This window comes from Paenibacillus sp. PK1-4R (assembly GCF_030369595.1).
Lineage (GTDB): Bacteria > Bacillota > Bacilli > Paenibacillales > Paenibacillaceae > Paenibacillus.
The window spans coordinates 2656052-2681622 of record NZ_CP126535.1 but is presented as its reverse complement, the minus strand read 5'-3'; the positions used below and the strand labels follow the sequence as shown (position 1 = coordinate 2681622).

At 38.7% G+C, this 25571-nt stretch carries 33 protein-coding genes and 1 pseudogene; 4 read left to right on the top strand and 30 right to left on the bottom strand.

Annotated features, from left to right (window positions below):
- Position 1: 1 nt before the first annotated feature.
- Both QNO02_RS11860 and QNO02_RS11855 read left to right on the top strand, forming a co-directional pair.
- Positions 2-1591, top strand: a complete 1590-nt coding sequence (locus tag QNO02_RS11860) for a response regulator (protein ID WP_289392755.1) — start codon at positions 2-4, stop codon at positions 1589-1591.
- Complete coding sequence (locus tag QNO02_RS11855; protein ID WP_289392119.1) at positions 1584-2549, top strand: sugar ABC transporter substrate-binding protein; 966 nt, start codon at positions 1584-1586, stop codon at positions 2547-2549. The genes QNO02_RS11860 and QNO02_RS11855 overlap by 8 nt, the downstream gene beginning before the upstream one ends.
- Positions 2550-3002: 453 nt before the next feature.
- On the opposite strand, the gene QNO02_RS11850 is transcribed toward QNO02_RS11855, so the two are convergent.
- From QNO02_RS11850 to QNO02_RS11825, 6 genes are all read right to left on the bottom strand, one after another.
- A complete protein-coding gene (locus tag QNO02_RS11850; RefSeq protein WP_289392118.1) occupies positions 3003-3527 on the bottom strand; it encodes a GNAT family N-acetyltransferase in 525 nt (174 codons plus the stop codon).
- 38 nt (positions 3528-3565) lie between these two features.
- Positions 3566-3889 carry a hypothetical protein gene (locus QNO02_RS11845; protein ID WP_289392117.1) on the bottom strand — a complete coding sequence of 108 codons (324 nt, stop codon included), beginning with the start codon at positions 3887-3889 and terminating at the stop codon, positions 3566-3568.
- Between the two features lie 45 nt (positions 3890-3934).
- Positions 3935-4381, bottom strand: coding sequence for a GNAT family N-acetyltransferase (locus QNO02_RS11840; RefSeq protein ID WP_289392116.1), 447 nt, complete (start codon positions 4379-4381; stop codon positions 3935-3937).
- A gap of 182 nt (positions 4382-4563) precedes the next feature.
- On the bottom strand, positions 4564-5502 hold the full coding sequence (locus tag QNO02_RS11835; RefSeq protein WP_289392115.1) for a hypothetical protein: 939 nt from the start codon (positions 5500-5502) through the stop codon (positions 4564-4566).
- Between the two features lie 34 nt (positions 5503-5536).
- On the bottom strand, positions 5537-6364 hold the full coding sequence (locus tag QNO02_RS11830) for a methyltransferase domain-containing protein (RefSeq protein ID WP_289392114.1): 828 nt from the start codon (positions 6362-6364) through the stop codon (positions 5537-5539).
- Between the two features lie 77 nt (positions 6365-6441).
- Positions 6442-6717: an rRNA adenine N-6-methyltransferase family protein gene (locus tag QNO02_RS11825; RefSeq protein WP_289392113.1), complete on the bottom strand. Its 276-nt coding sequence runs from the start codon at positions 6715-6717 to the stop codon at positions 6442-6444.
- Positions 6718-6874: 157 nt separating this feature from the next.
- On the opposite strand from QNO02_RS11825, the gene QNO02_RS11820 reads away from it, so the two are divergent.
- The gene (locus tag QNO02_RS11820; RefSeq protein ID WP_289392112.1) at positions 6875-7324 is read left to right on the top strand and encodes a DUF1569 domain-containing protein; all 450 of its coding nucleotides are present in this window, start codon (positions 6875-6877) and stop codon (positions 7322-7324) included.
- A gap of 212 nt (positions 7325-7536) precedes the next feature.
- Here QNO02_RS11820 and QNO02_RS11815 read toward each other — a convergent pair whose 3' ends face one another.
- The 15 genes from QNO02_RS11815 to QNO02_RS11750 form a co-directional block, all read right to left on the bottom strand.
- Positions 7537-8118 (bottom strand): HAD-IA family hydrolase, encoded by a 582-nt coding sequence (locus QNO02_RS11815; RefSeq protein ID WP_289392111.1) that lies wholly within the window; start codon positions 8116-8118, stop codon positions 7537-7539.
- A 232-nt stretch (positions 8119-8350) separates the two neighbouring features.
- Positions 8351-8830: a DinB family protein gene (locus QNO02_RS11810; RefSeq protein ID WP_289392110.1), complete on the bottom strand. Its 480-nt coding sequence runs from the start codon at positions 8828-8830 to the stop codon at positions 8351-8353.
- A gap of 35 nt (positions 8831-8865) precedes the next feature.
- Positions 8866-9669 (bottom strand): AAC(3) family N-acetyltransferase, encoded by an 804-nt coding sequence (locus tag QNO02_RS11805; RefSeq protein ID WP_289392109.1) that lies wholly within the window; start codon positions 9667-9669, stop codon positions 8866-8868.
- 134 nt (positions 9670-9803) lie between these two features.
- Positions 9804-10262, bottom strand: a complete 459-nt coding sequence (locus tag QNO02_RS11800; protein ID WP_240767979.1) for a DUF5662 family protein — start codon at positions 10260-10262, stop codon at positions 9804-9806.
- A gap of 272 nt (positions 10263-10534) precedes the next feature.
- Entirely contained in the window at positions 10535-10633 is a 99-nt protein-coding gene (locus tag QNO02_RS30285) for a DUF6886 family protein (RefSeq protein ID WP_353959118.1), read from the bottom strand.
- A gap of 126 nt (positions 10634-10759) precedes the next feature.
- Positions 10760-11278, bottom strand: coding sequence for a phosphotransferase-like protein (locus QNO02_RS11795; RefSeq protein WP_289392108.1), 519 nt, complete (start codon positions 11276-11278; stop codon positions 10760-10762).
- A gap of 53 nt (positions 11279-11331) precedes the next feature.
- On the bottom strand, positions 11332-11814 hold the full coding sequence (locus tag QNO02_RS11790; protein ID WP_289392107.1) for a DinB family protein: 483 nt from the start codon (positions 11812-11814) through the stop codon (positions 11332-11334).
- A 30-nt stretch (positions 11815-11844) separates the two neighbouring features.
- Positions 11845-12498, bottom strand: coding sequence for a DUF4367 domain-containing protein (locus QNO02_RS11785; RefSeq protein ID WP_289392106.1), 654 nt, complete (start codon positions 12496-12498; stop codon positions 11845-11847).
- A 39-nt stretch (positions 12499-12537) separates the two neighbouring features.
- Positions 12538-13092, bottom strand: coding sequence for a helicase (locus QNO02_RS11780; RefSeq protein WP_289392105.1), 555 nt, complete (start codon positions 13090-13092; stop codon positions 12538-12540).
- 187 nt (positions 13093-13279) lie between these two features.
- Positions 13280-13825 (bottom strand): YfiT family bacillithiol transferase, encoded by a 546-nt coding sequence (locus QNO02_RS11775; RefSeq protein ID WP_289392754.1) that lies wholly within the window; start codon positions 13823-13825, stop codon positions 13280-13282.
- A gap of 279 nt (positions 13826-14104) precedes the next feature.
- Positions 14105-14506, bottom strand: a complete 402-nt coding sequence (locus QNO02_RS11770; RefSeq protein WP_289392104.1) for an NUDIX hydrolase — start codon at positions 14504-14506, stop codon at positions 14105-14107.
- A gap of 56 nt (positions 14507-14562) precedes the next feature.
- Positions 14563-15120, bottom strand: a complete 558-nt coding sequence (locus QNO02_RS11765; protein WP_289392103.1) for an HAD-IIIA family hydrolase — start codon at positions 15118-15120, stop codon at positions 14563-14565.
- Between the two features lie 606 nt (positions 15121-15726).
- Positions 15727-16227: a hypothetical protein gene (locus tag QNO02_RS11760; RefSeq protein WP_289392102.1), complete on the bottom strand. Its 501-nt coding sequence runs from the start codon at positions 16225-16227 to the stop codon at positions 15727-15729.
- 262 nt (positions 16228-16489) lie between these two features.
- Positions 16490-16891, bottom strand: coding sequence for a GNAT family N-acetyltransferase (locus QNO02_RS11755; RefSeq protein WP_091031691.1), 402 nt, complete (start codon positions 16889-16891; stop codon positions 16490-16492).
- Positions 16892-17076: 185 nt separating this feature from the next.
- A complete protein-coding gene (locus tag QNO02_RS11750; RefSeq protein WP_179086413.1) occupies positions 17077-17298 on the bottom strand; it encodes a helix-turn-helix domain-containing protein in 222 nt (73 codons plus the stop codon).
- Positions 17299-17451: 153 nt separating this feature from the next.
- On the opposite strand from QNO02_RS11750, the gene QNO02_RS11745 reads away from it, so the two are divergent.
- Entirely contained in the window at positions 17452-17739 is a 288-nt protein-coding gene (locus QNO02_RS11745) for a hypothetical protein (RefSeq protein WP_036609138.1), read from the top strand.
- A 104-nt stretch (positions 17740-17843) separates the two neighbouring features.
- Here QNO02_RS11745 and QNO02_RS11740 read toward each other — a convergent pair whose 3' ends face one another.
- From QNO02_RS11740 to QNO02_RS11700, 9 genes and pseudogenes are all read right to left on the bottom strand, one after another.
- The gene (locus QNO02_RS11740; protein ID WP_133384378.1) at positions 17844-18440 is read right to left on the bottom strand and encodes a lysozyme inhibitor LprI family protein; all 597 of its coding nucleotides are present in this window, start codon (positions 18438-18440) and stop codon (positions 17844-17846) included.
- Between the two features lie 238 nt (positions 18441-18678).
- On the bottom strand, positions 18679-19662 hold the full coding sequence (locus tag QNO02_RS11735) for a phosphotransferase (RefSeq protein WP_133384377.1): 984 nt from the start codon (positions 19660-19662) through the stop codon (positions 18679-18681).
- Positions 19663-19888: 226 nt separating this feature from the next.
- Positions 19889-20350: an NUDIX hydrolase gene (locus QNO02_RS11730; protein ID WP_289392099.1), complete on the bottom strand. Its 462-nt coding sequence runs from the start codon at positions 20348-20350 to the stop codon at positions 19889-19891.
- A 246-nt stretch (positions 20351-20596) separates the two neighbouring features.
- Complete coding sequence (locus tag QNO02_RS11725; RefSeq protein ID WP_289392098.1) at positions 20597-21397, bottom strand: inositol monophosphatase family protein; 801 nt, start codon at positions 21395-21397, stop codon at positions 20597-20599.
- 162 nt (positions 21398-21559) lie between these two features.
- A complete protein-coding gene (locus QNO02_RS11720; protein ID WP_289392097.1) occupies positions 21560-22192 on the bottom strand; it encodes a hypothetical protein in 633 nt (210 codons plus the stop codon).
- A gap of 177 nt (positions 22193-22369) precedes the next feature.
- Positions 22370-22835: pseudogene (locus tag QNO02_RS11715) on the bottom strand (VOC family protein).
- A 113-nt stretch (positions 22836-22948) separates the two neighbouring features.
- On the bottom strand, positions 22949-23716 hold the full coding sequence (locus QNO02_RS11710; protein ID WP_133384373.1) for a nucleotidyltransferase domain-containing protein: 768 nt from the start codon (positions 23714-23716) through the stop codon (positions 22949-22951).
- Positions 23717-23918: 202 nt separating this feature from the next.
- A complete protein-coding gene (locus QNO02_RS11705) occupies positions 23919-24698 on the bottom strand; it encodes a Cof-type HAD-IIB family hydrolase (protein ID WP_289392096.1) in 780 nt (259 codons plus the stop codon).
- A gap of 196 nt (positions 24699-24894) precedes the next feature.
- A complete protein-coding gene (locus tag QNO02_RS11700; RefSeq protein ID WP_249911046.1) occupies positions 24895-25521 on the bottom strand; it encodes a Type 1 glutamine amidotransferase-like domain-containing protein in 627 nt (208 codons plus the stop codon).
- Positions 25522-25571 lie beyond the last annotated feature (50 nt).

Sequence of the window (25571 nt, the reverse complement as noted above, 5' to 3'; positions counted from 1 at the left end):
GGTGATGATTGTGGATGACGAAATTGGAATTCGGGAGAATATACGCAGTTGCATTGATTGGGAAAAGGAAGGTTTTCACTATTGCGGGGATGCACCCGACGGCGAGCTTGCGTTACCTTTAATTCATGAATGGGCTCCGGATATTCTGATTACAGATATCAAAATGCCATTTATGAACGGATTGGAACTGACCTCCATCGTTCGCACTCAACAACCTGATATCAAAATCATTATCATGAGCGGTCATGATGAATTCAGCTATGCCCAGGAGGCCATCCGACTTGGTGTGACCGAGTACTGTCTAAAGCCCATTAGCGCAGCAGAGCTAATCCAAATGCTTCATAAGGTCAGCAAACAAATGGATGAAGAACACCAACGCATGACAAGCCGGACGATCACCAAAGAAAAGCTGTTGGCCGATCTGTGTGGAGGACTCATCGGTACAACCGATGCGATTGAATCAGCCAAACAACTCTCACTTCCTCTCTCAGCCAGGTATTATACCATTGTCATTATCGACGTACGATTAACAGATGACTTCCGGGACTCGGAATCCATGATGAAGAAGCTCATTCCCGTACTGGAGGAAACTCGTGATCCCCACGTAGAACTTCTTCCTTATATTCGAAGCCGGACAGAGCTCGTGCTTCTGCTCAAGTATCACTCCGATGACAGCATATCCGTATATCTGGAGCAGCTTCGCGGGCGGGTTCGTATGGAACTTGAGCATATGTTCAACTGTCATATTATTCTGGGCATTGGCAGTCAACAGGAGCGTCTGCAAGGAATACATGTCTCTTATCTGGAAGCGGAGGAAGATAAATATATTAATCGACTCACCCTTCAGAACAGAGCTTCTCTACGTGAAATTAACCTGGATGAGCAAACAACTCTTTTTCTCGACAGGAATTCGTTTCTTGAATTTCTCAAAATCGGCAGTCTCAATCTGCGTGACCATTTTGTGCAGGAGTTTGCCGCTCCATTACAGTCCTTCGACTGGAAGTCCTCATCGTATGGCTTCTATCTGTTGAATGATCTTACGTTGGAGTCGTTTCGGCTTGCGAATCAGCTGTTCCGCATGAGTGACCATTCGGATGAGAACATTACTTCCCTGCAACAGACGATCCGGAAGATCACGTGCTGGGAGGATTGCACCCAGTATCTGTGTTCCCTGCTTAACCTGTTATGGCAGAGAAGAGCCGCGTGCTCCGGAAAATACAGTGATGTTATTGATCAGGTGAAAGCCTATGTATCCCGTGAATACAATAACGAACAGGTCTCGTTGAAGATGATTTCTGCACACGTCAGAATCAGTCCAAGTCATCTAAGCAAGATTTTCAGTCAGGAAACCGGTCAAACGATAACGGAGTATCTAACTCAGATTCGAATCGGTAAAGCCAAGGAGCTGTTGAAAACAACCAACAACAAAACCTTTGAGATTGCTTACAAAGTTGGTTACAACGATTCTCACTATTTTTCTAATATATTCAAGAAAACAACAGGTTTTACGCCAAGAGAATACCGAACTCAAGGAACCGAGGAATCGCAGGCCAGACCATCAGATATGAGAAAAGAGCAAATGTATGAATAAAGCCAGATTTGCACTTTTACTTACACTAATACTTCTGTTCCCGATGATCATTTCATCCGGTTCGGCACACATTCGGCCACAGCAAATGGCTGCAACACTTCCTGCAACTTCACCTGTAGAGAAATCTGCAGCGAGCAAAACTTTTGGTGTTATCTATCCAATGACGTATCCAACCTATGAGATGATCACGAAGGATGCAACGGAGTATGCAGGGAAACACAATATCACGTTAATTGTAAACGCTCCTGATGAAGCCAATACCGAACAACAGATCCGTATCATGGAGAATATGATTAAACAGCATGTGGACGGAATCGCTATATCTCCTGTGGATGCTGCTGCACTTACACCCGTTATTGATGCAGCCCAAGCTGCGGGTATTCCTGTCATTACATTTGAGTCAGATGTCCCATCCAGTCATCGAATCGCTTATGTGGGCGCCGATAACTATCGTACTGGCCAGCAATTCGCGATGACGACTACAAGACTTCTGCATAATCAAGGCATGATTCTTGTCGAGAATGGCTTGGAGGAGATGCAAGGTTTGCAGCAGCGGCTTAATGGATTCATTGATTATATCCGCAGTGAAACAGACATCGAAATCTTGGAAGTTCGTTATCATCAAGGGAATGAAGATCAAGCCATGTCCGATATGGAGAACATGATTCAAGCTCACCCTCACTTCAATGCGATTATCGGGCTCGATTTTGTTTCTGTCTCTGCCTCTACTCTGATCTGGAAAGCCAAAGGCCTTAACCGGCATTTAATCGCGTTCGGTGACAGCCCGACCAGTGAAAACGGGTTGCTCAACGGTCAATTGTCTGCCGTTATTTCGCAGAATGAAGGAGTCTGGGGTACCAAAATGATGGAGACCCTGTTACTCGCTAGCGACGGAGTGCCTGTGAAGGAATTTATTGATACGGGGATCATTGAAATAAACCAGGAAGGTAGTAATTAAGGGGAGGTCCTCCTGTCATTCTGATGACATGAGAACCTCCCCATTTAAATTTTCGTACACGTAGTTATTACATCCGTTAATCGAAGGGTTTCTCATGAAAGATGACCTTTTTCTGAGAATTGCTCATATCTATCCTTTACGTTTAAGCTTCATAATGAGCCGATCCAGGATGAACCCCACTCCGCCCCAAAAAATCAAATGTAACAAGTATATTAACGGCCTGAACAATGAGTTCGTCTCTGGATTTGTATTTATTTTGGTCAACCAGTCATTCAGCAACGGATTTATAGGATTCGTTAGATAAATCAGAATATTCTTATCATCATTTCCTGATAGATTAATGAAACATACAGTTAGCGAGAAAATAACAAACCAAAAAGTCAGCTTTTTCAGTAGGCTCAGCATGACGAGTGGGAGAACCTCCTCTCAAGTATGATGATCGCTTTTGAGAAGCTATTTTTTCCATTCGTTTTCTAATATGCTCATCTCGATAAGATTCCAGAAGGTATCTTCATATCTTCTCGCATCACGAATAAGTCCTTCTTGTACAAAGCCCGCTTTTTCATAACATCGGATGGCTGAGACATTAAAATCAAATACGCCCAGACTGATCCGGTGTAACTTCTCCTCTTCAAATCCAATTCGAAGTGCCTCATCGATCATTTGCTTTCCATAACCTTTACCCTGATATGGCTTGCCAACAAGCACCTTACCGATACGCCCTGAACGATTATAACGATCGATACCGCCAAGAGAAATATGGCCTACAATCTCATGGGTCGATTCATCCATCACTTTATAAATGAACTTATTTGAAGTGTTCTTATCATTGGCACCCTGCAAATAATCCGATAGCTGTTCTCTGGAAAGTGGATAATGGAATTGAGGGCCGGCCCACTGGAGCAGAAATGCTTCATCCCCACTCCATTCAATCAGTAGTTCAAAATCTTCCGGTTCAAAGTATTGGAATGTAATCATATCAATCTGCCCTTTCTTTTTTTATGTCATATCATAACCTATTTCAGTTCTCTTGTGTCGTCATAATTATCAGTTTCATCAAACGCTTTGTTTCTTATATTCATTTCACGGATGGAGTTCTGAACCCAATTCATTGTACTAATTAAACAGATAACTCCACCCAAAATGCATATCGCGCCTATCCAATAATTCAGTGCAAAATTCACTTGATAATCACTCGGAGTATAACTGCCAGCTGCTGCTGACTGGAATGCTGCATAGCCTAGCTTGGGAATCACCTCTTCAATCATCTTCGAGATCGTAATAATCACAATTCCTAACATGATAAAGAGTAATGAGAAAATAATGTGTAAATGCTTCAAAGACAAGCTACCTCCTTTATAATCCAAATCGCGTATGTTTTAGCACTACTTGCATGTTAGAATCCGAACGACTTCGCCATCAATCAGCCCTTCACTTACTCTCTGAAAACCAAGTGATTCATACAGATTCCCGGCGATACGATTTTCCGGCCTGTGTCCAATCATGATGCTTTTGCAATTAAGCAATTCTTTCATTAGATCAATCAACTTCCTAAGCGCTTCTCTTCCATAACCTCTGCCCTGATATTTTATATCTACCATTAGAGCAAGGAGCCAGTAGTTATCCTCATGATCCGGCTTATCTGAGTACACAGCAAATCCAACCAGATCCGAATCAAAATAGATGGCCATGGGTTGAAAATCGGTCACGACCTTGGATTCAGCAATCCAATATACAACCGGCGCGGGAAAACTTTTTTTCTGTTCTTCCGTTACATTCAGTTGAGTACATGCATACCAGTTATCGACCGACACACGTTTTATATGAATCATAGTTTGAAATTCCTCCTCGTGAAAATTACACAGAGGAATCCCTCGGAACCCTTCCTTGGGTCCTCTGCGCTAGACAAAAACACCTCTGGCAACTTCATTTCTTCTACTCGGATTCGTATTGTTTCTCATACGACATCACTCCTTTCATGTTGTTGTGCAGGCCTCTTGCGACTTAAATCACCTCATGCTACACCTTTGATTTCTGATAATTTAGGAGTATGTTTCACAAGGTCCGCTATTTCATAAGATGCATTATCTGCTAATGCATCTTTAACTGCCTCAGCCCCTCTTGTCTTCCAGATCGAATATATCCATTTGGAAAAACCATATGCATTTATGTGGTGACCCCGTTCCTGTATCTGCATAAACAATTTCACACTTTCCTCATACTTTTCGATATCTGTTAAAATACAGGCCAAATTGTTTAACGCAATGTTGATATCTCTCTGCGAATTTCTAGAGACATTAATATCCTCCCAGCTACCGACCACTTCATCTTTTCTTGAAATAGGCATTGCTCCATCATTGATTTCATCAATCCAGTCCATCGTTTCGTTTACAAGAGCTTCGACTCCCGCAAAATCCCCGGCATGATAAAGCCTAGTCAGACGTTGTTTGTTATATGTAATCCGGGCAAAAAGAATATTGGACCATGACTCATCTTCTTGTATGAGTCGGTTCATATTTTCAAGCACACTGCCCATTTCACTGTATCTCTCCAAAACCCAAAGTGAACCACCCAAAGCCCGATGGCTCTCGAATCGAACACCTCGGTTGGTATCCACCTCCGGGGCATGATCACAAGCATATTGGTACCAATCCATCCAATGATCAAAGTAGTTCCCCAGAGATAATGACAACGCTTGTGTTGAATCCGAAACAATCCAGTGTAACTGCTCCGGAGCGAGATTTTCTTTCCCCCATTCGAAGAATGCCCGGTGATTGGCATAAAGCAGTTCCGGCTCTCTTAAGAAGGCATAACCGTCGGAAACATTCCAGTAGACCCAGCCTCGTTCATTAACAGACAACTTCCTGGATTGTTCGTAGTTTTTCAGTAACTCAATCATACCCTGATGATCCCCTCGAACTACTAATTCCTGAAAAGAATGAACGATATTCATACCCATCCTCCGTCCCTAATTAGTTTCAACCCAGCTATGTCAATGGCTTCGTGCCGCAAGCTGTAATGAAATTCATCATGGCATAGGCTTCCGGCGAATGATTTATCGCTTCAGAAGCTTGTTGCAGCTGAGCAAATTCCTCCGAACTGATCACACCTTTTTCAGCAAAATGTACAAAACGATTAAGATTAAACTGCTGCTTGAACCCTTCAATACCTAACAGATCACTATGTTGAAGGACAGAATCAATGTCAACATCGATGTATCCGTTCCCAGAAAGGAGACGCGGCAGACTTCTGCCAATTAAGCGATTACCGCCGTGTTGTGCCACATAGTCCGAAATTTTCATTAATACCGTATGCAAGGCAGGAACATCAGGATTCACTGCTCCAAAAACGCCGTCATCCACATCAATAATGGCAAGACGGCCGCCAGGCTTCAGTACACGATATATCTCTTGTGCAGCTTCGTCAGGATTGTTCAAGTGAAGGAAGATAAGTCTTGCCACGACAAAATCAAAAGAATCATCAGGCAGATCCATCTGGTAGATGGAAGATTCTACAAATTGCAATCGCTTGGAAGGAATATCTTTCAGCCGTTCTTTGGCTTGTGCTTGCAGTGAACGATCAATCTCAAGCGAGGTAAGCTCGCTGTCCGGCAGACTGTTCAATAGTTGCTCTGTAATGTAACCTGGTCCGCTTCCGACCTCCAATACACGCATTCCATTTTTCAACCCATACCACTCTAGATTTCGGAATTCTTTGGACCACCCCATTACCGCCTGTATCTTTAATCTCTCTAATTCCTCTTGTAAACTTAACACTGCCGTTTGGATACTGTATGTTGAACGCGGATCACTCATATATTCTCTCCTGTTCTTCAGTAGATTAATAAAACATATATCCTTAGACCTTTTTCTTCCCTAGAAAAAGAGCAACCTTATGTTGTTTCTCTATCGTTCCACCTGCAATCTCTATGGAATCTTTGACTCGCTCCAGCCAAGTTGCTGCCTAATTCAATACACGTGATGTTTGTATAATCCTTGCTCACCAATCCGCCTGTGGCCTGCCCCGTTCCGCAGCCAATCTCAAGAATGGAATCCTCTTTATTAAGATTCAGATATGTAAAAATATCATCAAACATTTCACTCGGATAGACGGGTCTATATCGTTCATATTCATTGGTTACGAGATTAGACGTTTCCTTATTTTCCAAGTTCGCATCCTCCGATTTCAATTGTGGTTTTCCCATAATACATTGACTAAACTTACCATATCTTATTATTCTTGATAGTAAGAGGATAAACCTTTCAATAAGAGAATGATGATAGTTTAAGTTCAAATTTTATATCCTAGAGGACTGAGGTGTTCTTGTGAAAAGTATATTTGATACGATAAATGCTGCTGAAATTACAGAGCGAATGGATCAACTTAGTGAAAATTCCATCCCTAAATGGGGCACGATGCAGGTCTCTCAGATGCTGGCTCACTGTTCAGTATTTCATGATATCCCCTTAGGAAATGCTTTTCCACCTAGAGGATTACTTGGGAGACTTATAGGAAGGTTCGCAAAACCAATGTTTTATAATGACAAGCCATTGCCCCATAATATGTCTACGATCCCGACAATCATTATTGATGATCAACGACAGTTTTTGGCAGAAAAAGAAAAGCTAGAGCAGCAGATTAATATCTTTCAACAAGGTGCTTCAGGAAAATTCTCCCGCCACCCCCATCCCTTCTTCGGAAAATTAACAGCCGAGCAATGGGGTAAAGGCATATACAAGCATTTAGATCATCATCTAAAGCAATTTGGAGTTTAGCGGTTATGCGCGGTGTGCCAGTTATCCACTGCGATTCCTTGATTATTAGATTGCGAAGTAAAGCAAGATATTCTTTTGCTTCAATCATACTTCCTTCATCCAGAGCTAAAGGAAAATTGTTCCCGTTCGCATTCCAGAAGGGAGTTTAGATTTCATTCGAAGGTTAGGCTTGTTAATTCCAATGCATAAATAACACGTTCATCCTTTTCATTCTAAATTAGCAATGACTCAACTTCATTAACCCAATCTCCTTCTTCGTCAGCCAGTAAAGTCGTCCAGCCAAGTAGCTTAGCAGAGTGTAAATTTTTCTCTTGATCATCTATTAATAGAACCTCTTCTCCAGCTACCAGGAAGGTTTCGACCCGTTGGTATATTTCAATCTCAGGTTTGCATAAACCCACTTGATTAGAGATGGTTACACTTTTGGTAAATGAGCTTAAACGGCTCAGATTCGGCTCAAGCCATTCCTTACAATGATTGCTGAGCAGATGGATATCGGCGGACTCACTCCATCGCTCAAGGTATTGAGCGGTTGGTAAGGGAACAATTGAATTGTACAAGATGTCTTTCGCTCGGCTTATTGATAATTCGGGATACATCTCCTTCAACGATTGCCAGAACTCTTCTTCCCTCATCATTCCTGTCCAGAGCTTTCGTTTGATTCCTGCAAAATGTACTTTCAAAGATTCTGCCGATAGGTTGGTTTCCTGAATCATATCTTTCCAGCACGTCAACGACATATTACTTAACAAAACACCTGAGATATCTAAAACGATCTGTGGTCTGCCTTTCATTTAATCGACCCCCAAGTTCATCTAATACGACGTATAACAGGCCTCAAGTTACTTAAAGGCATCATGTGGAAGGACAGCATGCACACCCTTTGGTAAATGAACCAATCAGATTTTCCTGAGTTAATTCAATCGTATGTGTACTCACTACAATCCCTCCCTGGTTTGGGATACGTATTATATTCAAAGCAAGCCACATGCTGCATTCCGTGCCGCCTCCTACATGCTAAATCCTTTACGCTTCAAGATTGGCAAGATATTTCTTCAACGGTTCCATATGATGCTGGTCATGCCATATAAAATCTTTAAGGTACTGGGGAATATAAAATACGTTCCCCTCTGCGTCTAAATACGTCTGATGAAGCTGTTCCTCCGCTAACCCTCGAATGTCATTCATAATTTTATGGCGGTACGTGATAGCCTTATTTACGATTTCGGACGTCTCTGTGCGGTTACCAAATTCAATAGCTTTGCGATTAAACTCTTCAAAATTCATATGTTTTAACGTAACTGGCTGCTTCAGAGCAATCTTCTCAATCGCTTGCTTGTAAAAATATCGGTCCCATAACATCACATGGCTGACGATGGATTTTATCGTCCATTTCCCTTCTTCCATGCTGGAATTCCAGGTCTTCTCTTCAAGATGATTCATCGTTTTGACAAACAACGCCCATTCTTCAAAAGTTTGAAGCAAATGTTCAATCTCTTTGGTCATGATTACATTTCCCCCTTCTTTCTTTTTGAGATGATTCACTGCTCTATATGCTCTCTTCTGTTCCGATTCATCCATCCCAAAGCATAATCTACCATATCTCTTTGGGGTATCAGATAACTCACAGCTTCCCCTACCATTCCTTCGGTAACAACGTTAGTCTGGATCTTAAACTCATTAAAAATCAATTCAAAATCATCTGATTCATTGTTAATATCATCGTATGTAGTCCATTTTTCGATTCCATCCACCAGCATTTTTACTCCCCAGACTTTTGGCTTAACAAATGTATTCTGCTGTTTATACTCTGCCAGGTGCAAAGAGGTGTTACTATTTGTAGGCGCACCAAGTAACAGAATGTATCCACTCAAATCATAGATTTTTCCTAACGGAGATTTCTCATTTAATGCATAATGCAAGTTGTGATCTTCCGTTATCCGTTTTGCCTCTTTCCCCCAGGCTGCAAAAGACATGTGCGGGTGTGAGCTTCGAAACACACCATCTTGCCTTCGAAACAACTCAGGAATGATGCCCATATACGAGGTTGGGGTTAAATCAGGATAATAAATAGGCATATTGTCTTTAATGAACTCAATGTCCTCTGACGACAGGTTCGCGTCATGCTCTGAAGGTTCACAAAGATGTTCTGTTTGAGTGGGCATGATAATGGTTCCAATGGTTCCAACGGCTTCTTCCAGAGCTAAAATAACACTTACCGGGCCCCCTATAACCTTACCTATTGCTTTGAAGGAGGAATGTACGATCACCGTCATTCCCTTCTTAACACCTATGCCTATTAAATCATTAATGAGCGTACTTTTTGTAATTCCACCTGATATCATATGAACTTTTCATCCCACTCTGTATTGATAATTCCCCGTCTAACATTCCATTCTTTCAGCATTTTTCGTTTTACGGCAGCCTGCTCTGCTATGGCTAATTCCAAAAACCGCATATCATTTTGGATCATCATTATTCACCTCTCTAATAAGTACTGCATAAGCGCTTCTCTCGTCATTGGATGCAGAATAACATCTTCCGAGTTCATCATACGTTCTGCCAAATTGGAATCTTTGACTCTGCGGCCCCATTTTCTTGAAAAAGATCTCCAGTCACATACCATTTCTATAAAATATTTTTTTGGCATAGGCAAAGCTTCTTTTGTAGTTCTGTTTACAATCCAATACTCCCAATGATGTTTATTATGATTCTGGTGATGTAACCATGCGTTCTTCCATCTTAGTTCTGTATCTTCGTCTTTACGGCCCGCATAAAACTTGATTGCATAAGGGATAAATTCTTGAGGACAAAACTTGGATAAATCATGAAGTAGCCCCTGTACATATAAACCTTCATGCCAGCACTCGATTAAAACATTCAATTTATGTTCAGTTACATATAAAAAGTACCTCCAATATGCAGAAAGCAATGTCATCCCCCTAACCTACTATTTTCGAACCCTACAGCTTCCTGGCATGATTGAACCGGTGTATCCCAAATATCTTGAAATCTTTGTTTAATACAGCCTCCCTTAAAGGATATAAATTCGTTGTAAATCGCAGTTGAACTCCTCTGGCAAAAGCCTTTCTACCAAGTGAACTAATTTCTCTACATAGCTTGGTATAATCACCTGATCAGAAATATAATACCCAGCTGTTTTATTAAAAAGTTGAAAATCAATGCTGCCTGCATCCGTGTGATAAAAAACTACTCATTGTTTTCATCACTGGTCTCAATTGTTCTACTCAATACAATTCGAGGACAATCTCTCGGAAAATAATAGGTAAATTCATGTTGCTCATCGATTGCCTGCTCTGTCTATGGATGATATCGCTTGTCATGAAGAAGCAGTTGTGCCCTAAAAAGCTGGAACATCATGCTATAGACGCCCCAGCTTCTTTTTACATTCTCTTCAATTCATACAGTGAACCTTTATTCACTTTTAAACAGCGTATTGATAATCATCTCGGCACATTCCTCAGGTGTATGCACACTCGTATCCACCGAGTAACTATACTGAATGTCGGAAGCCATGATTTGATGCTGCTCATCCGACTGCTCTTCTCTTCGATCCCCACGTTCGATGTTCCGCTGACGACAGATATCGAGAGGACAATGCAGTTCCACAATATCCAGTGGATACCCTTCAAAAATCTGTTTGACTTGTTCATAATGCGGCGCGAGCTCCGGTCTTTCAACAAGTATGCCATCGATCAGAACATGGTATCCATGGTCTGAAAATACTTTTGCCGTATGATACATCATTACAATCGCTTCACTCAGATACTTCCAGTAATCCGTCTGAAGATGTTTATCTCCGATTGTATTTTCAAAAAGATCATTAGCTACCACATAGAAAAACGGATCATCGTATGATTGCATCGCCTCTACAATCGAAGTTTTACCAGAGCTGGTTACACCGTTCAAAAATATAATTTTGCCTTTTTCCATGATGTTCATCTTCCTTTGCTAAGTATAATTTTATAAATGTAATACAGCGTGTACTACGTGTGTTTCATTGATTTTTTGAGCAGCATGATCTGGCCAATATGATAGGCATTATGAATACATAGATTTGATACAACTCCCCACCATGGCGCGTTGAAATAGGAGGGAATTTCACGAGTCAATTTATGTTCTTCACTATCTTCAAGTGCCCTGTTCCAATCACCAAAGACGTTTTTCAGTCTATGTAATGTCTTGCCCCACTCCACATCATTCAAGTTAGACAGATCTATGTCAAATGTATCCTCATTATTCACTGAATGCTGCCCGTCGACCTGTTCGGCAACATATCTCTCAAGCCACTTCTCATTCCAGAAAATAAGATGATTGACGATCGCCCAAATGGAGTGCTCCCCTTCATTCTTTACATAAGCGGCTTCCGCCGCATTGAGGTCTGTCAAAATATCATGAAGCGGTATAAACCAGCTCTTGTCATGATAACAGGCGTTTAATTGGTCTATGAGAATAGTTTTGTAACTCATCGTTGCACCTCACTCAGATAATATCATCATTTATCCGTTCATTGACTTCGCAATCTTCATCACAAGATCTTCTGACATGTTTCTGCCAATGATCTCGTATTGTAGCGCCTTCCCATGCACATTCTCTTCGATCCATATCAATTGGAAAGTTTCGTTATCGAAAATATAAAATGCTTGGACGCCACGTATGGCTGCTTGCTTAACCGTAGTACCATCATGATCAGGCAATGCGATCCGGCTCTTTGTTGTCCCGAAAATGTTAAGTTTATAACCACCATACTCTTTATATGTGATGCTGATGCCCACAACCTTCTTATTAGGCTTCAGGTCTCGGATCACTACATTTCTGCCTGACCTGTTACTTTCTTCAATCATTTCATCGATTTCTTGCGGAGTTAAATTATCAAATCCATAAAATACATGAATGGCATCTATATCAGAATCAATCGGAAATTTCGGCTGCCATGGAGAATAAAGTCGTTGCAATTGTTCCAAACCGTCATCCCATAGAATAGCTGCATAATTGGTCTGTTGCGTGAATTGGTTCTCTGTAACATCTGCGGTGTATATCGCTTTCCCGTCACCAGGCTTTAAGTCAATGACGATTCGGTCAATCGCATTATCGCGTAAGGATTCAATTTGAATTTTTCCAAGCACATCTCCGCTTTTGTTTTTGATATCCATTGATCTTCACTCCTTTCCTTTCAAAACATCTTCCTGATCCTAATATAATAGAAGCTGAGCCCTGCAAAAGATAAAGCGATCATGAGGGCTCCAAATATGCAAATGGTCCGCAAGATATCCTCGTAACCATAACTTGTCGTTTATTCGTCTGAGATAAAAACCTTTTGGAAAATCATTATCCTCCGTAAGGGCTTCAGATGCTATAGTAATGGAGCCGGACGGAGCTTTGTTACCCTCTGAAATATTGGTAGAACATATCTCAGGCTGATCCAAATATTGCATTCTTAGATAAGGTCCTAACTCAACCGGACAACATTCCAACCCAAGATCATTTGCTCTTCGAAAGAGCTGAAAAGTCGTAGCACCATCCGAAAATCCAAGTTGTTTGACGGTCAACTCAACCGTTTGCAAGCTTTGCTTTCTACTAGAAACTATAAATCTCTCATCATTTAATAACTGTTCTCCATATTTATTCAATGAAATAGAGTATTGATCCAGTTTCTGAATAAGCTGTGGCTTTGTTAAGCCGCCAATGTCTACAGTTCTTATTTCAACTGAACAGTCAGGGTATACGTTCTCATCTTCAATCAACATCCGCATCCCCCTAATCTAGATTCACTTCTATTATTTGACTTTATATATCAAATGCAGTCACTCACCTAGTTCTGAATCCGTTTACATACTAATCCTAGGTAATTGATAACAGCAGACCAAAGCTCCTCAGAAATTCAACTCACAATTACCCATATGTTACCTCCACACTTGAGATGTGTATAAGACCCTACCACCCTTGCGATGTTATACAAGATTTAATTTGAGCAATATGATGCTGCCCATGCCATACAAATCTTTGAATCGCGATATCCAGTGTAATTGTACCTAACACTTCTGTTCGGAGTTTTCGTCTAAACTGATCGGGATGTAAACTATACAACAGCGTGAGAAATCGCTTGTGTAGTATCTCCATCAGCAAAATTGAATCTTCGATGGGCGTATTCCTGTAATCATGTAAAGATGCCCATATATCCTCTCGATATGAGCTTGCCATCGGTTCCTCTTCAGTCAAGGCTCTCTTGAACCTGATATAAGCGTTCATGTCATTGTCCGCAAGGTGGTGCACAATCTGTGTGATTGTCCAACCGCCACCACGATAAGGAGTACAAAGTTGATCATCATTGAGATGTAGTGTAATCTCTCTTAAGGACTTCGTAATTCCGGGAATTTGACGAATGATATGGATTCGGTCCTCACTAGAGAATTTAATACTTGGTTCAAAGTGTCCTATCGGAAAGCGTATTTTTTCATCCAAGGTTGACCACTTCTCCATTTCTCTACTATAGAACCAAATCATATCCAATATAACCCACAATGTTCCATTTGCGAAGTATAAAAGCAAAAAAAAGCGCCCCTATCTTGGGTCGAATGGTGTTTGTCTAGAACATCACCAACCAAGATAGGAACGACTTTAAGGTGGAGTCTACCATAATGCAGAGCTTATGGAGTGTCATAAGGAGTCGTTTTCTCTCAAATTTATTGCGGTCTCGTCTTCGAGCCGAGGAAGTAAGTCCGATACGTGAATTTATTGTGTATCTGATGGATGCCCTTATTATTCTGAAAATTCAATCAAAAAAGGATGGCTTTTCTCATCTAATGCATTATGAATTCTGTTATAGAAATTCCCCCAAGTTATCATTTGCTGAGCTTCTTCTAAAGTAAAGTAGCCCACTTCTTCACTTTCATCACTGGTAGTTAAAGATCCACCAATCGGGTTTCCAGTAAATATATTGTTGCATACGCCTCGCGTTATATTCTGATACAATCCACAAAATTTAATTAATTCAATGTCAATCCCTGTTTCCTCTTTCACTTCTCGAACTGCTGCCTGCCTAATCGTCTCTCCTTCTTCAACACAACCTTGAGGCATTTCCCAACCTCTTCGACCTTTCATGAGTAAAATCTCATTATGCTCATTGAGAACGATTACACTAGCAGACACGATAAATTTCATTTTAATTCCTCCTGTTAAATTTATCTTTTTAAAATATACCTTATCTTAGTTATTTCCTATCTTAGGTCCGCTTCAATCGTTCCTTCCAGACTAATAATATAATTAACTGCTTCTTCGAAATCACGTGCAATAAAATCCGCTTCTGTGTTTGACCATTTATGTCTGTATTTATTTAAAGCTTCATTCCCTGCTCCAGTCAAAACTAATATCTTTTTGCATCCAGCATGATGACCTGCTAAAATATCAGACCATCGATCCCCAATTACAATACATTTACTTAAATCTAAATTGTTTTTCTTAGCAGCGTCAAGTAACATTCCTGGGTTCGGTTTACGGCACTCACATCTCTCAGTATGTTGATGCGGACATATAAAAACATTATCAAAGCCAAATTCTATCATTTCTCTTACAAATGCTTCTTCTGTAGCTTCACCTCTTGAAATACCGGGCTGATTCGTAAATCCGTACAGTTTAATTCCAAGTATTTTTAATTTCTCCAGAGAATTTTTGGTGTATGGAAACAATTCAAATTCCCCCGGGTAAAGGACTTCATCTGAACCACCGATCGTTCCATCACGATCGATAAAAACTGCTTCTACAGTGAATGCTCTCATAATTAACCTCCAATTATCGGATTTTGATCATTTATAAATACACCTTCACTAAGCTTTACGATAACGTTTCTGTAATCACCACTCGAAACCAACATTAAGATTATCTCTTGGAAAACATCTAAGAATTGATTCTAAATCTAGCTAAAGTTTGTCTTCAAACCACTGTTATTCCTCCCTGCTTTTAACATTAGCGATAATCTAACAAAACGTTCCCGTACTCACGACGTTCATTTTTAAATATGTAATCTGGAGCGCTTCCATAAATAACTTATCATCTGGTATACCTTCATTTCCGAATTGAAGCTTTGTATAGCGACCTTCTCAAAAACAACTCCATCTATAATCAATTCTCATTTGATCGGAATCTTTACTGCAAAAGGTTACATGAGCTTTTACCTCAGGACATGCATAGAACTCTATTTCTTTATGATGACGCAGACCTTTTTGTTCATACAATATTAGAACGTGAAATCTATTTACAGGTATTAAGGATACTCTTCAATTACATAATGAATTAAATATATCATCTAATTGAGAGCTAGGTGGATAGAAACGTGAATATTATGTTATGTGGTGCTACTTCTTCTTTGTAATTTTTATCTGCAATTATTTATGGATTTGATCTTTGATTTTAGAAATTTGTTTTCTTATTAAATCGCAAATTTTTTCAATCTTATCTTCTTCAACTCTATTCTTCACTAGTTCAGTTTTAATTTCCTTTTGAAGTTCAGTTAGTGCTTCAAGTTTTAAAGTGATGTACCAGCCTGTCCATTCTGTCACTAGGCTATCGTCAAAACATTCCCCATTGGTATGAAAGAACATTCTATAATAGCCTATTCTTTCATTGATGTAGTAAATATCTAATGTAGATATAACTTGCTGAGAATAGAGGCTATCTGCAATCTGATAATCAGGATGAAAAATAGTTTTATGCTCTATCGTATCTATTGAAGCTTTAATATCTTTTATATTGAATTCATTAAAAAACAAATCAATTTCTTCAGGGGATTCTTTTATGTAGTTATTAAATGCTACCCAAAAACCTTTCAAGGTCCGGTCTATAATTTTGTGTGTATCAATCCAGCCTTTTAGCGCTAAATTATCCATGTAAATTCATCCATTCTATAAAGTTTTATATGATTTTACATTACGTTGTTGTGTTTATGACGTCCTACCACCTTAAAAGAGCATATACAACTGGCTGCGACGCGGTTAGGTGCTAAGGATGTGCCCGATGACTAGGCTTCCTTGCTACTGAAATCTCTCTTCATTTAACTTCTAACTTCTTTCGGACCCAGGGGCCTATGCCCCTGGGTAATAACGTGTTTTCATCTGATTCTACCAACTTCTTTGATAAACTTACAAAACGCTAAACCATATCTGAAATAAACATGGCTTTTGTTCCTTCTTCTGGCTTAAATCCAAATATTCCATAGAATTTTTCTGCACTATCATAAGATATAAGCACTTTTGTTTTTATATTAGAATAACGGCTAAGCATTTGTTCCATCATTCTCTTTCCAATTCCTAATGATTGATATTCTTTGTGTACTAACATGTAATGAAAATATACTGTCATCACTCCGTCAGACAATGCATTTATTAAGCCAACTAATTTGGTATCATCCCATGCTGTAATAACCGTATGCGAGTTGTTTATTGCTTGTCTAAGATCTTCTGGGAAATCTCCTGATTTCCAGTCTACCGAGTGAAACAGTTCTTGAATTGCTTGTGTATCAATGTCTTTTACTTCTTTGAAAATGATTGTCATAATATTGCTCCTATGCTTGTTGTTTGGATTGGGAGTATTGGACAACGTTTCTATATTCAAGAACCCCGAAGGGGATGTTTGCTGAAACTCTTCTCGAAATCCATCCGCAGCCCCAGGCTCCCAAGGAGCAATGTTTGAATATTATGTTATAGGATGGAATCGCTTCTCGAATTGACCTTCACGATTTATTTTTCTCCTGGTACGTATTCAATCAAATCAGATAATTTACAATTAAATGTATCGCATAGCTTGAATAAGGTTTCCAGCTTTGTTGTTTCTATATTTGTTTCCCTATAGAGCTTATTGATCGAATTCCGACTTAAGCCCGATTTTGCCATCAATTCTGTTATATCATCTATTCGATGTTCCGCCATGAGTTCTCGTATATTACACTTGATTATGTTCATCTTTTCCCCTCCATAATTCTATCTTATCTTTCATATTAGCAATCATCAACAGAAAGCAAAGTTTTAACTCTACAAAGTCAAATATTCACCTTGTAATTAACCTCGAGGAGTTATATAATAACTTTATAGAGTTAATTAAAGGAGGAACAACATATGATTAATACAGTAGAATCATTAACAGAACCACTGATAAGAATACGTTTAGATTTGCTCTATACTAAGCTTCTGGAGTGTCATAGGGAGTACACTCAGCTTTCTGCTGAGACAGATGAATATTTTAAAACACTTCGTGATGCTTTGCCCGATCAACTTCAACATACAGTTTTTCTTTACGAAGACGCACAAATCTCACTCCAATCCATCCTAGAAAGAAGTATCTACATACAAGGTTTCAAAGATGCCCTACAACTATTTAGTGAATTGCAGAATTCTAGTATTTAGAGGGTTATATGACCCTCTTTTTCTATTGTTTTTGATTCTGTCGTATAATATACCCGTATTCACGAGCCCTGCGAGGCCTAAAACCTGTAATAAAGATTCCAACTCTATTTTTTACTTTGGTATAAAAACTCAACTTCATCATCTAACAAATATCGATATTCAAATAATTGCATTGTTCTTTCCCTAACTCTCTCACGTATAACCGTGCCTAGGCTTACCGATCCTTGTGATCCTAGGTAACCATTATTAATAAATGTCTTCTCTACAAATTTTGTTTCCCTTAAGTGATACTGTAACCATTCTTTCTGCGATTCAATTAGTGCTTCTCTTGGTTCTTCATCCAACTTAGAAAGAAGTTTTTTATATATTTGATTCAACTCTTTATCCCAAATCTCTGTATATTTGCTTTCCAACGCCCCCCATCCCAATGTTGTAATAATTTCTTTGGAATTTTGAAGTTTATTAAATTCCACCTCATAATCATGATCTATAGGATTTCGAAGCATTTCATCATAAAAATCTCCAGTCAAATCATAGTTCCCAATACTCTTGGATGACACTTCATTGTTAGAAGGATCTGATCGACCTTCAGTTATTTCTTTTGATTTAGTTTCGCTGTTCAAGGTAGTCAATTGACTACTATTTTGGCAAGATGAAAACAATATTGTAATAAAAAATAATAAAAGTATCTTACCTTTCATAAATTATCTCCTTAAATATTATCTTTGATATTTACCGATAATGGGGCATAAAATTCCTGTATCTACGAACCCGAGAGGCTTAAGGTGCATCGTGCCGGGTTCTACGGATTTATCCTCGCAGGGTTGTGCGCTGACTAGTCTTCTTTGCTTAATACTTCTTGCGACCAAGAGCGAATCAAACGGCATATATACGTTGTTATCTTATGCTCTATCCCTTCCTCAAATTAACCTACAATGATTATTTAAAGATAGTTGTGAATATCTCTTCGAGATTCTCCCACTCATTCCCTATCCAAATCATTTCTTCGATAAACCGACTCATTGCTTTATCTTGACTATACTTTTCATGCACCCACTTAAACTCTTTGTACCAAGTTAATTTAATCGATAGTACCAACTGTTCTATCGTAAGATTAGTATGAATTCTATAACCATCAATATAAGCCCTAGTTGACTCTACATTTAATTTTCCGTCACCTAAAAGTGCACCTGAGAGTATTGCGCGAGAAATGTCGAAATCTGAATATACGTAGTGTAGTCTATCAAAATCTAAAATATCTTCTAACCTATCTTCGTGAAATAATAAATTGTCGACATGCATATCCCAATGCGCCCATCCTTTAGCACACTCATTAAATATATCCAAATCTAATTCTTCAAGAATAATTCTTTGATTCTCTATAGCTTCTATGTATCTTTGATTAGTCATTTTTTTCATTTCATTTAGATTTGTTTGTATCTTTTCAAACATCTTTGCCTTTGAAGGCAACTCCCATTGTAAGGATGGTAATTTCGGCATATGTGTTTTCATCCACATATGCATACGACCAGTAGCTTCACCAAGACTATACATCTGATGACTATTTAATTGCCCTGCTTCTATTAAACTTCCTGTGCTAACACCAGAAATCATATATTCCTCGCCGGAAAATGTGGTATGAATATACTCACTGTTGAAACTATATACTGGCTGACAAGGAATTCCATCAAGATGCATAAGATGTTGATACTTTAGTGCTTCTCGAACCCCATCTAATCCACGTCGATACCTTATCTTGCAATATTGTTTAACAAAGATAGGCCCAATGTTAGTTGTCATAATCCATTTTAAATTACCATAACCCAAATAGTTTGGTTCAACTGCATGTACAATCCACCCATATTTTGTTTCGATATCTTTCATAATTTCGTTTTGTACGGATTCAGTATATATAATACTCATCACTTCCCTTCTATCGAATAATTTTTTTTGCGTTGATTTCAGATAATGTTCACGTATTTACGAACCCTAGAGCCTTAAGTTACCGAAGGGAACGGGTCGCCAGACTTAGGCTCACAGGGTTGTCCGGCTGTTCACTTCCGTGCTCATAACTTTGGCCGGGCCTAAGGCGTTAGCACGCAGAGTGAATACGTTGTTATACGCCCCTTCTTCTTCAAGTCCCCTCAAGCTATCGTTTACTTAAGTGTTTAATATATCTTCCATCTGTTCCGTCTTGAAGCAACTCTAGTAACCCATCTGGTACCAGTTTTACTGTCAAATTCCCCTTAAAATAATTTAGTGGTTTCCAAACTGCTTTATAGGATTTACTTCCTTCTATACCATCTATTTCTTCCAAATCGTAAAGTGATCTATTCATAAGTTCAGCCTCATAAATAAAATCATTTTCATGCCCAATTTGATCCTGGTAGTTGAATATATTCTCAATAATACCAATCAAGATAGGTTCTGAAATATCTGCATCAATTTCTTCTTTGACTTCACGAATTACGGTGATTTTACTACTTTCTCCATATTCAACTGTTCCCCCTATAGGTCGATAATAAGTTATGCCTACATCCTCATCAAAAAACTCTTCTAACAGTAGTTCTTCTCCTCTTCGGATAACACAAAGTGCAACTGTTCTAATCATTAATATGTCCTCCCTGCTTCTATGCATTTAGCCCACATAAATATAATTAGATTGTCATATAACGTTCCTGTATCCACGACCCTCCCACCGACTTAAGGCCCCTAAAGAGTCCGGCCACGATGCGGTTAGTCAGGGCGGATGTGGCCGCTGAGTTCACTTCCCTGCTAATCGTTTCTCGCAGACCGAGGAGCTGTCAGGCTCGGAAGCGTGGATATAATGTTAGATGAAGTCAGTTGCTTCTAGGTGTTAACTCAATCCTTCTCTTACAATTTGCAATAATTCTTCTTTGTGGTCTGGGTGACATGCAATTAAATAAGGTTCTTCTTTCATTCCGTTAAACTTATTTCCTTCAAAATCTATAACAAGCCCCCCTGCTTCCTTAACCATTAAGATACCTGAATACAAGTCATCACCTTCAGAATTGTACAGAACAATTCCATCAATATCTCCTTTGGCCAACATACACCATTGAAGCGTTGGAGCCCATAATCTTAACATTCGTTTAAATCTAATATCAATGTGTTGTCTTAGTTTTACAGCTTGTGGGTCGTTTTGTACTCTGTGACCTTGAATCCAACCTATATTTCCTTTGAAAATATTCGGGTTACTCTTAATTTGTATTTGTCGATTATTACAGCTTGTCCCTTCACCAATAACAGATACAAATAGACGTTCTGTTAGAGGTTCATAGACCACTCCAAGAACAGGCTCTCTTTTGTACATTAAGGTAATTGATATCGCAAAAACAGGTAAACCAATTGCAAAATTATTAGTTCCATCTAAAGGATCGATTAACCATAACCAATCGTGCTTAGTTCCGATAAGCCCTGCCTCTTCACTGTGTATCTGATGATTTGGAAATGCGTCTTGTATTTGTTTGATAATGATTTCTTCACAAATATGATCTACTTCAGTAACCACATCCCCAAATTCATCTTTAGATCTCAGTTCAACAAAGTTATCAAACTTCTCTTTAGAGATTAGACCTGCTTCGCGAATAATTCTTATTGCTATCTCTTTTGCGGTTTGAATAATCTTACGATCCATTACGCACCTCATATTGATATTGATTTTGATTTTAACTGATTTCGTCTAACATTTTGTTTTCACGACAACCGGCGTATGCCTGATACGTCTGGCTAAATAAATTCTTCTGCTTATAGCTTCTACCCGACTAAGGAGCACTAGCGACGATGCTTGAACATTTGGTTAGGCGATGTCGTTGCCCTCCATGATTACCCTTACATACTCATCCCAATCCTTACCATCTGTATTGATTTCTATTGTTGGCACTCTTGAGATTTGAGCTTGATGTCTTAAAACATTTTGGATTTTTAATAATTCATTTACCGACGATCTTACATCTTCTTCTGTTTTATAGATCCATCCTTCGGGTTGTCTACTTTTAATTCTTTCTTCTACAACTTCGGGCGAGATTGTAAGCAAAATACACTTGGCGTTTAAAGACTCAAGCTGTTCTTCTATTTTATTTATCTCTTCCAAATCCGAATCTACAAATGCAGCTCTATGATTTAAGTGAAACCTCTCCAGAACATAAAATAGTCCCCTAGATCCTCTAGATGCAGGACCAAGTTGAATTGCCCATTCGTTAAGTTTCTTTAGCATTTCAACCCGCTCTTTAAGTAACTCAATGTGTCCTTCTCGGGTTAGACTTACATATTCTCCATGATTATTATTCAAAATTTGAGAATAATGTTCTCCGAGAATAACTACGCTCCGTTCTGAGGATTCTTCTTGTGATTGATAACGTTTAATTGCTTTTAATACTGAAGTCTTCCCAGCATTTGAGTAACCTTCAAGAATTATTCCTCTAATATGCATTTAAATCTCCTTCCACTAGCAATTATTTCACCTAACGTTTCTATATTCCTACGTTCAACATAGTTGAATGCGTTTTATGAAACGCTTTCATATTGCAGACCAAGACTCCGAAGGAGCCGCAGCGTAAATATTATGTTATCTGATGCTGATACTTCTTTTAAATATCCCAATACATTCTTAGTTTTTATCTTTCAAAAGATCTTCCCATTCTTCGATTGATAATTTATTGGCTATATTCTTTAAGTTTTCAGGGACACTAACAAAACACATTAATTCTAAACTATTTCCATCTGGGTCATTGAAGTAGACCGAAGCATTCCCCTGATTAGGCCTTACAAATGGATTTATTGAATCTCTTTTTCCAAATGGGACAGGCTCTATTTCAATAGTTTGAAGCCATTTCACACTGTCTCTAAGATCTTCATAACTCACTCGAAATGCTATATGCCTTAATGATGGATGATAAGAAGTGAGATACTCTTCCCCTTGCCATAGACCGACCCAACTCTTTTCTTTTTCAATCCAAGAAGAAAGCTGTATCTTCATCTCTCCAGGCCAGCTCTAATCCTAATTTAGAATAAAATTCAATTGATTGATGTAAGTTACTCACTGGTAAATGTGCTTCATACAACCCAAGTATCATGTTTTCTCCTTTCAATCTTGCCAGTTTCAGATAACGTTTTGTATTGACGACGTGCTTAGGGGGCTGGATGTAGTCACTCGCTTCTAAGAGTCATCAGTAGAGTCAATATATTGTTAGCCAAATGAATTTCTGGAAGCAGCCATTGTATTTAAGGCGTTCTCAAAATAGCTATATACTTCATCTGCGATTTCCAGAAACTCTTCAACAGATACATCGCTATCCAAGTAACAAGCATACAGATACTCAACTAAAGCGGAGTCAATCTCACAATAGTTTAATATGGCATTCTTCATCTTAATGATTTCATCTTCCCATACCCCTGTATCTTCTAAAACCAAAGAGTATAATGCACGAATTAATCTCTTAGAGTAACCTTTAATATATCTAGTTTTCATTGAGTGATCAGTAACATTAGAAAGTGAACGATGTACACGATCTACTTCCTCCTTGGTATCTGTATTTAAGTCTAAAATGAATTCTGGAGAAATTATGATCGGGGGTACTTTTTCACCAATGTCCTTCCCATGTATGCAAACACAAATGATCTTAACCCAAAAACCCCAATCATTCGGTCTACTTAATACATCATCAATCGAGCAAATGATCGTATCCATCTTAGTGACGAATGGATATTCTTCCAAAAGCCTGTCTTTGATATTTGACAATCTTTCGTAATCAATATCTTGGGGATTTGCACATACAATAGTAAAGTCTGCATCTGACTTAAAAGGTTGAGCCGTTCCTTTGGGAATCGAGCCACACATATAAATGCTATGAATCTTATCTTTGAATTCGTTAAGGATACGATCCACATACTTATCAACCAAATCCTTATATTCACTTTGTATTGCAATTCTATTTATAACTTTTTCTAATATCATATAGACTCCTCCTAGAATAAGAACTTCTTTCGGCTAAACGTTGTTGTATTCCTGACGTTCAAGCAGCTTACCGTAGGGAACAGGTTAATAGACTTAGCTGATTGAATGTGTCGCCTTAATTAACTTCTCCGATATCCTTCTTGGCGACCGAGGAGCAAGTGCGACGGTGTATGAATCTATTGTTAGATAAAGTAACCTTGAGTTACCCACAAAATCTTTCTAGACTTACAGCAACACCGTTTTCATCATTATTAACGGTTATTTCATCAGCAATTTCCTTTAATTCCCTAATCGCATTCCCCATAGCAATAGAATATCCAGCCTTCTTAAAGAGGCCTACATCATTATGATCGTCACCAAACACAATGACGGAATCCAATTCTACATTATATAATTCACAGAGTTTAGTAATTGCCATTTCCTTAGATGCCAGAAGAGGCATGATTTGTACTAGTTTATTATTATCCGTAATTAGTATATTCACTCTACCCTGGAATTTTTCAATCAATCCAGAACTGTAATTATTGCCAGAAAGGAGTATCTTCGTAGCATCATATTGCTTTAATTCTTTTAAAGGTTTTACTACGGGGTTTGATTGTGTGTTCATTGAGCTAATATAATCAAGCTCTCTTAAACTAAACCACTCATCCTTCACTTCCATAGTCAGCTCAATTTGAGGGTCACACTTCAAACAGTAATCAAGAATTTCTGTAGTTACATGAGCAGGAATTGATTCATTAATTTCTATCTTTGTTTCCTTACATATCACTTGAGCTCCGTTATAATATACAAAAGCCCCGATATCTACTAATCCTTGTGGAAGCAACCAATTAACCGCCCTCGGCGGTCGAGCTGTTGCAAATATTATTCTCATTCCTCTCTGATAACAAGATAAGACCGCATCTATGTTTCTCTTAGATACTTCTTTTTTTGAATTTAATAATGTTCCGTCCAAGTCAAGAACTACAGTTGAATACTTCAATGAATCAACTCCCAATACAAACTTCTTCGTTATTTTATCTACCGTTGTTGTATTCACGACCCGTGAGGCTTAAAGGAGCGACTAAGTCGAAGACTTAGCCTCGCAGGAGTTGTCTGCTCCAAACCCACTGGCAGAACAAAGGGCTTACCCCGCAGCATGAATAAGGTGTTAGCAAGATTTCAGGGGCTTATTCGATTCAATGTGCTTGGTTCATTATGATTGAGATATATTCTTCATCTTTAAGCCTTGTCACTTCACAGTTCTCATTGGATTCAAATTCTACTATTCTCTCTTCAATTGTTTTATTAGTACTATCTTTAAATATGTCCTCTCGATCATAATGAGGAAAAATAAGCTTGTCGGTTACACCTAATGCCTTAAAATCCGTTAAATTCATTGTGTTCATCTGTGGAGTAAAGAAATCGACAATGTTAATATTCGGGCCCAGTAATAACGTTCCTGCACTTACTCCAACTATAATTACATTCTGTGCAGCCAGTGTTTTAATAACTTCATCAGCACCACTTTTCTTCGCGTAATACAATAGTGTAAATGGATTTCCACCATTGATATATATAACATCTCTATGTAAAAGAATTTGCGGGTCATCAAATTCAATATCTACAAAATTGATATGTTGAAATCCCATGTCCTTAAACTCTTGCATTGCTCTTTGTGCATATCTATTAGTTTCTTTTCTAGGGGATGCTGTTGTAATAATTGAGACTTTTAATTGAGAAATATCTCCATCAATAAATTCCAGAAATTGATTTTTAATATCTTCAGTATAAAAACCACAAGAGGTTAGTAACAAGCTACTCATTGAAATCCCCGTCCTTAACTAATGATTTATCTAATCTTTATAATTTAATT

Bases quoted from the DNA above. Each gene is read 5' to 3' on its own strand.
- QNO02_RS11800 (WP_240767979.1), bottom strand. From the start codon at position 10,262: ATGACATTGCTTTCTGCATATTGGAGGTACTTTTTATATGTAACTGAA.
- QNO02_RS11775 (WP_289392754.1), bottom strand. From the start codon at position 13,825: ATGGAGAAGTGGTCAACCTTGGATGAAAAAATACGCTTTCCGATAGGA.
- QNO02_RS11700 (WP_249911046.1), bottom strand. From the start codon at position 25,521: ATGAGTAGCTTGTTACTAACCTCTTGTGGTTTTTATACTGAAGATATT.
- QNO02_RS11810 (WP_289392110.1), bottom strand. From the start codon at position 8,830: ATGACCAAAGAGATTGAACATTTGCTTCAAACTTTTGAAGAATGGGCG.
- QNO02_RS11805 (WP_289392109.1), bottom strand. From the start codon at position 9,669: ATGATATCAGGTGGAATTACAAAAAGTACGCTCATTAATGATTTAATA.
- QNO02_RS11755 (WP_091031691.1), bottom strand. From the start codon at position 16,891: ATGACAATCATTTTCAAAGAAGTAAAAGACATTGATACACAAGCAATT.
- QNO02_RS11740 (WP_133384378.1), bottom strand. From the start codon at position 18,440: ATGAAAGGTAAGATACTTTTATTATTTTTTATTACAATATTGTTTTCA.
- QNO02_RS11730 (WP_289392099.1), bottom strand. From the start codon at position 20,350: ATGATTAGAACAGTTGCACTTTGTGTTATCCGAAGAGGAGAAGAACTA.
- QNO02_RS11790 (WP_289392107.1), bottom strand. From the start codon at position 11,814: ATGAGTTACAAAACTATTCTCATAGACCAATTAAACGCCTGTTATCAT.
- QNO02_RS11840 (WP_289392116.1), bottom strand. From the start codon at position 4,381: ATGATTCATATAAAACGTGTGTCGGTCGATAACTGGTATGCATGTACT.
- QNO02_RS11785 (WP_289392106.1), bottom strand. From the start codon at position 12,498: ATGGATATCAAAAACAAAAGCGGAGATGTGCTTGGAAAAATTCAAATT.
- QNO02_RS11760 (WP_289392102.1), bottom strand. From the start codon at position 16,227: ATGGATAATTTAGCGCTAAAAGGCTGGATTGATACACACAAAATTATA.
- QNO02_RS11770 (WP_289392104.1), bottom strand. From the start codon at position 14,506: ATGAAATTTATCGTGTCTGCTAGTGTAATCGTTCTCAATGAGCATAAT.
- QNO02_RS11795 (WP_289392108.1), bottom strand. From the start codon at position 11,278: ATGGAAAAAGGCAAAATTATATTTTTGAACGGTGTAACCAGCTCTGGT.
- QNO02_RS11720 (WP_289392097.1), bottom strand. From the start codon at position 22,192: ATGCATATTAGAGGAATAATTCTTGAAGGTTACTCAAATGCTGGGAAG.
- QNO02_RS11725 (WP_289392098.1), bottom strand. From the start codon at position 21,397: ATGGATCGTAAGATTATTCAAACCGCAAAAGAGATAGCAATAAGAATT.
- QNO02_RS11745 (WP_036609138.1), top strand. From the start codon at position 17,452: ATGATTAATACAGTAGAATCATTAACAGAACCACTGATAAGAATACGT.
- QNO02_RS11750 (WP_179086413.1), bottom strand. From the start codon at position 17,298: ATGAACATAATCAAGTGTAATATACGAGAACTCATGGCGGAACATCGA.
- QNO02_RS11735 (WP_133384377.1), bottom strand. From the start codon at position 19,662: ATGAGTATTATATATACTGAATCCGTACAAAACGAAATTATGAAAGAT.
- QNO02_RS11855 (WP_289392119.1), top strand. From the start codon at position 1,584: ATGAATAAAGCCAGATTTGCACTTTTACTTACACTAATACTTCTGTTC.
- QNO02_RS11710 (WP_133384373.1), bottom strand. From the start codon at position 23,716: ATGATATTAGAAAAAGTTATAAATAGAATTGCAATACAAAGTGAATAT.
- QNO02_RS11765 (WP_289392103.1), bottom strand. From the start codon at position 15,120: ATGAGAGCATTCACTGTAGAAGCAGTTTTTATCGATCGTGATGGAACG.
- QNO02_RS11850 (WP_289392118.1), bottom strand. From the start codon at position 3,527: ATGATTACATTCCAATACTTTGAACCGGAAGATTTTGAACTACTGATT.
- QNO02_RS11835 (WP_289392115.1), bottom strand. From the start codon at position 5,502: ATGAATATCGTTCATTCTTTTCAGGAATTAGTAGTTCGAGGGGATCAT.
- QNO02_RS11815 (WP_289392111.1), bottom strand. From the start codon at position 8,118: ATGAAAGGCAGACCACAGATCGTTTTAGATATCTCAGGTGTTTTGTTA.
- QNO02_RS11830 (WP_289392114.1), bottom strand. From the start codon at position 6,364: ATGAGTGATCCGCGTTCAACATACAGTATCCAAACGGCAGTGTTAAGT.
- QNO02_RS11780 (WP_289392105.1), bottom strand. From the start codon at position 13,092: ATGTTGATTGAAGATGAGAACGTATACCCTGACTGTTCAGTTGAAATA.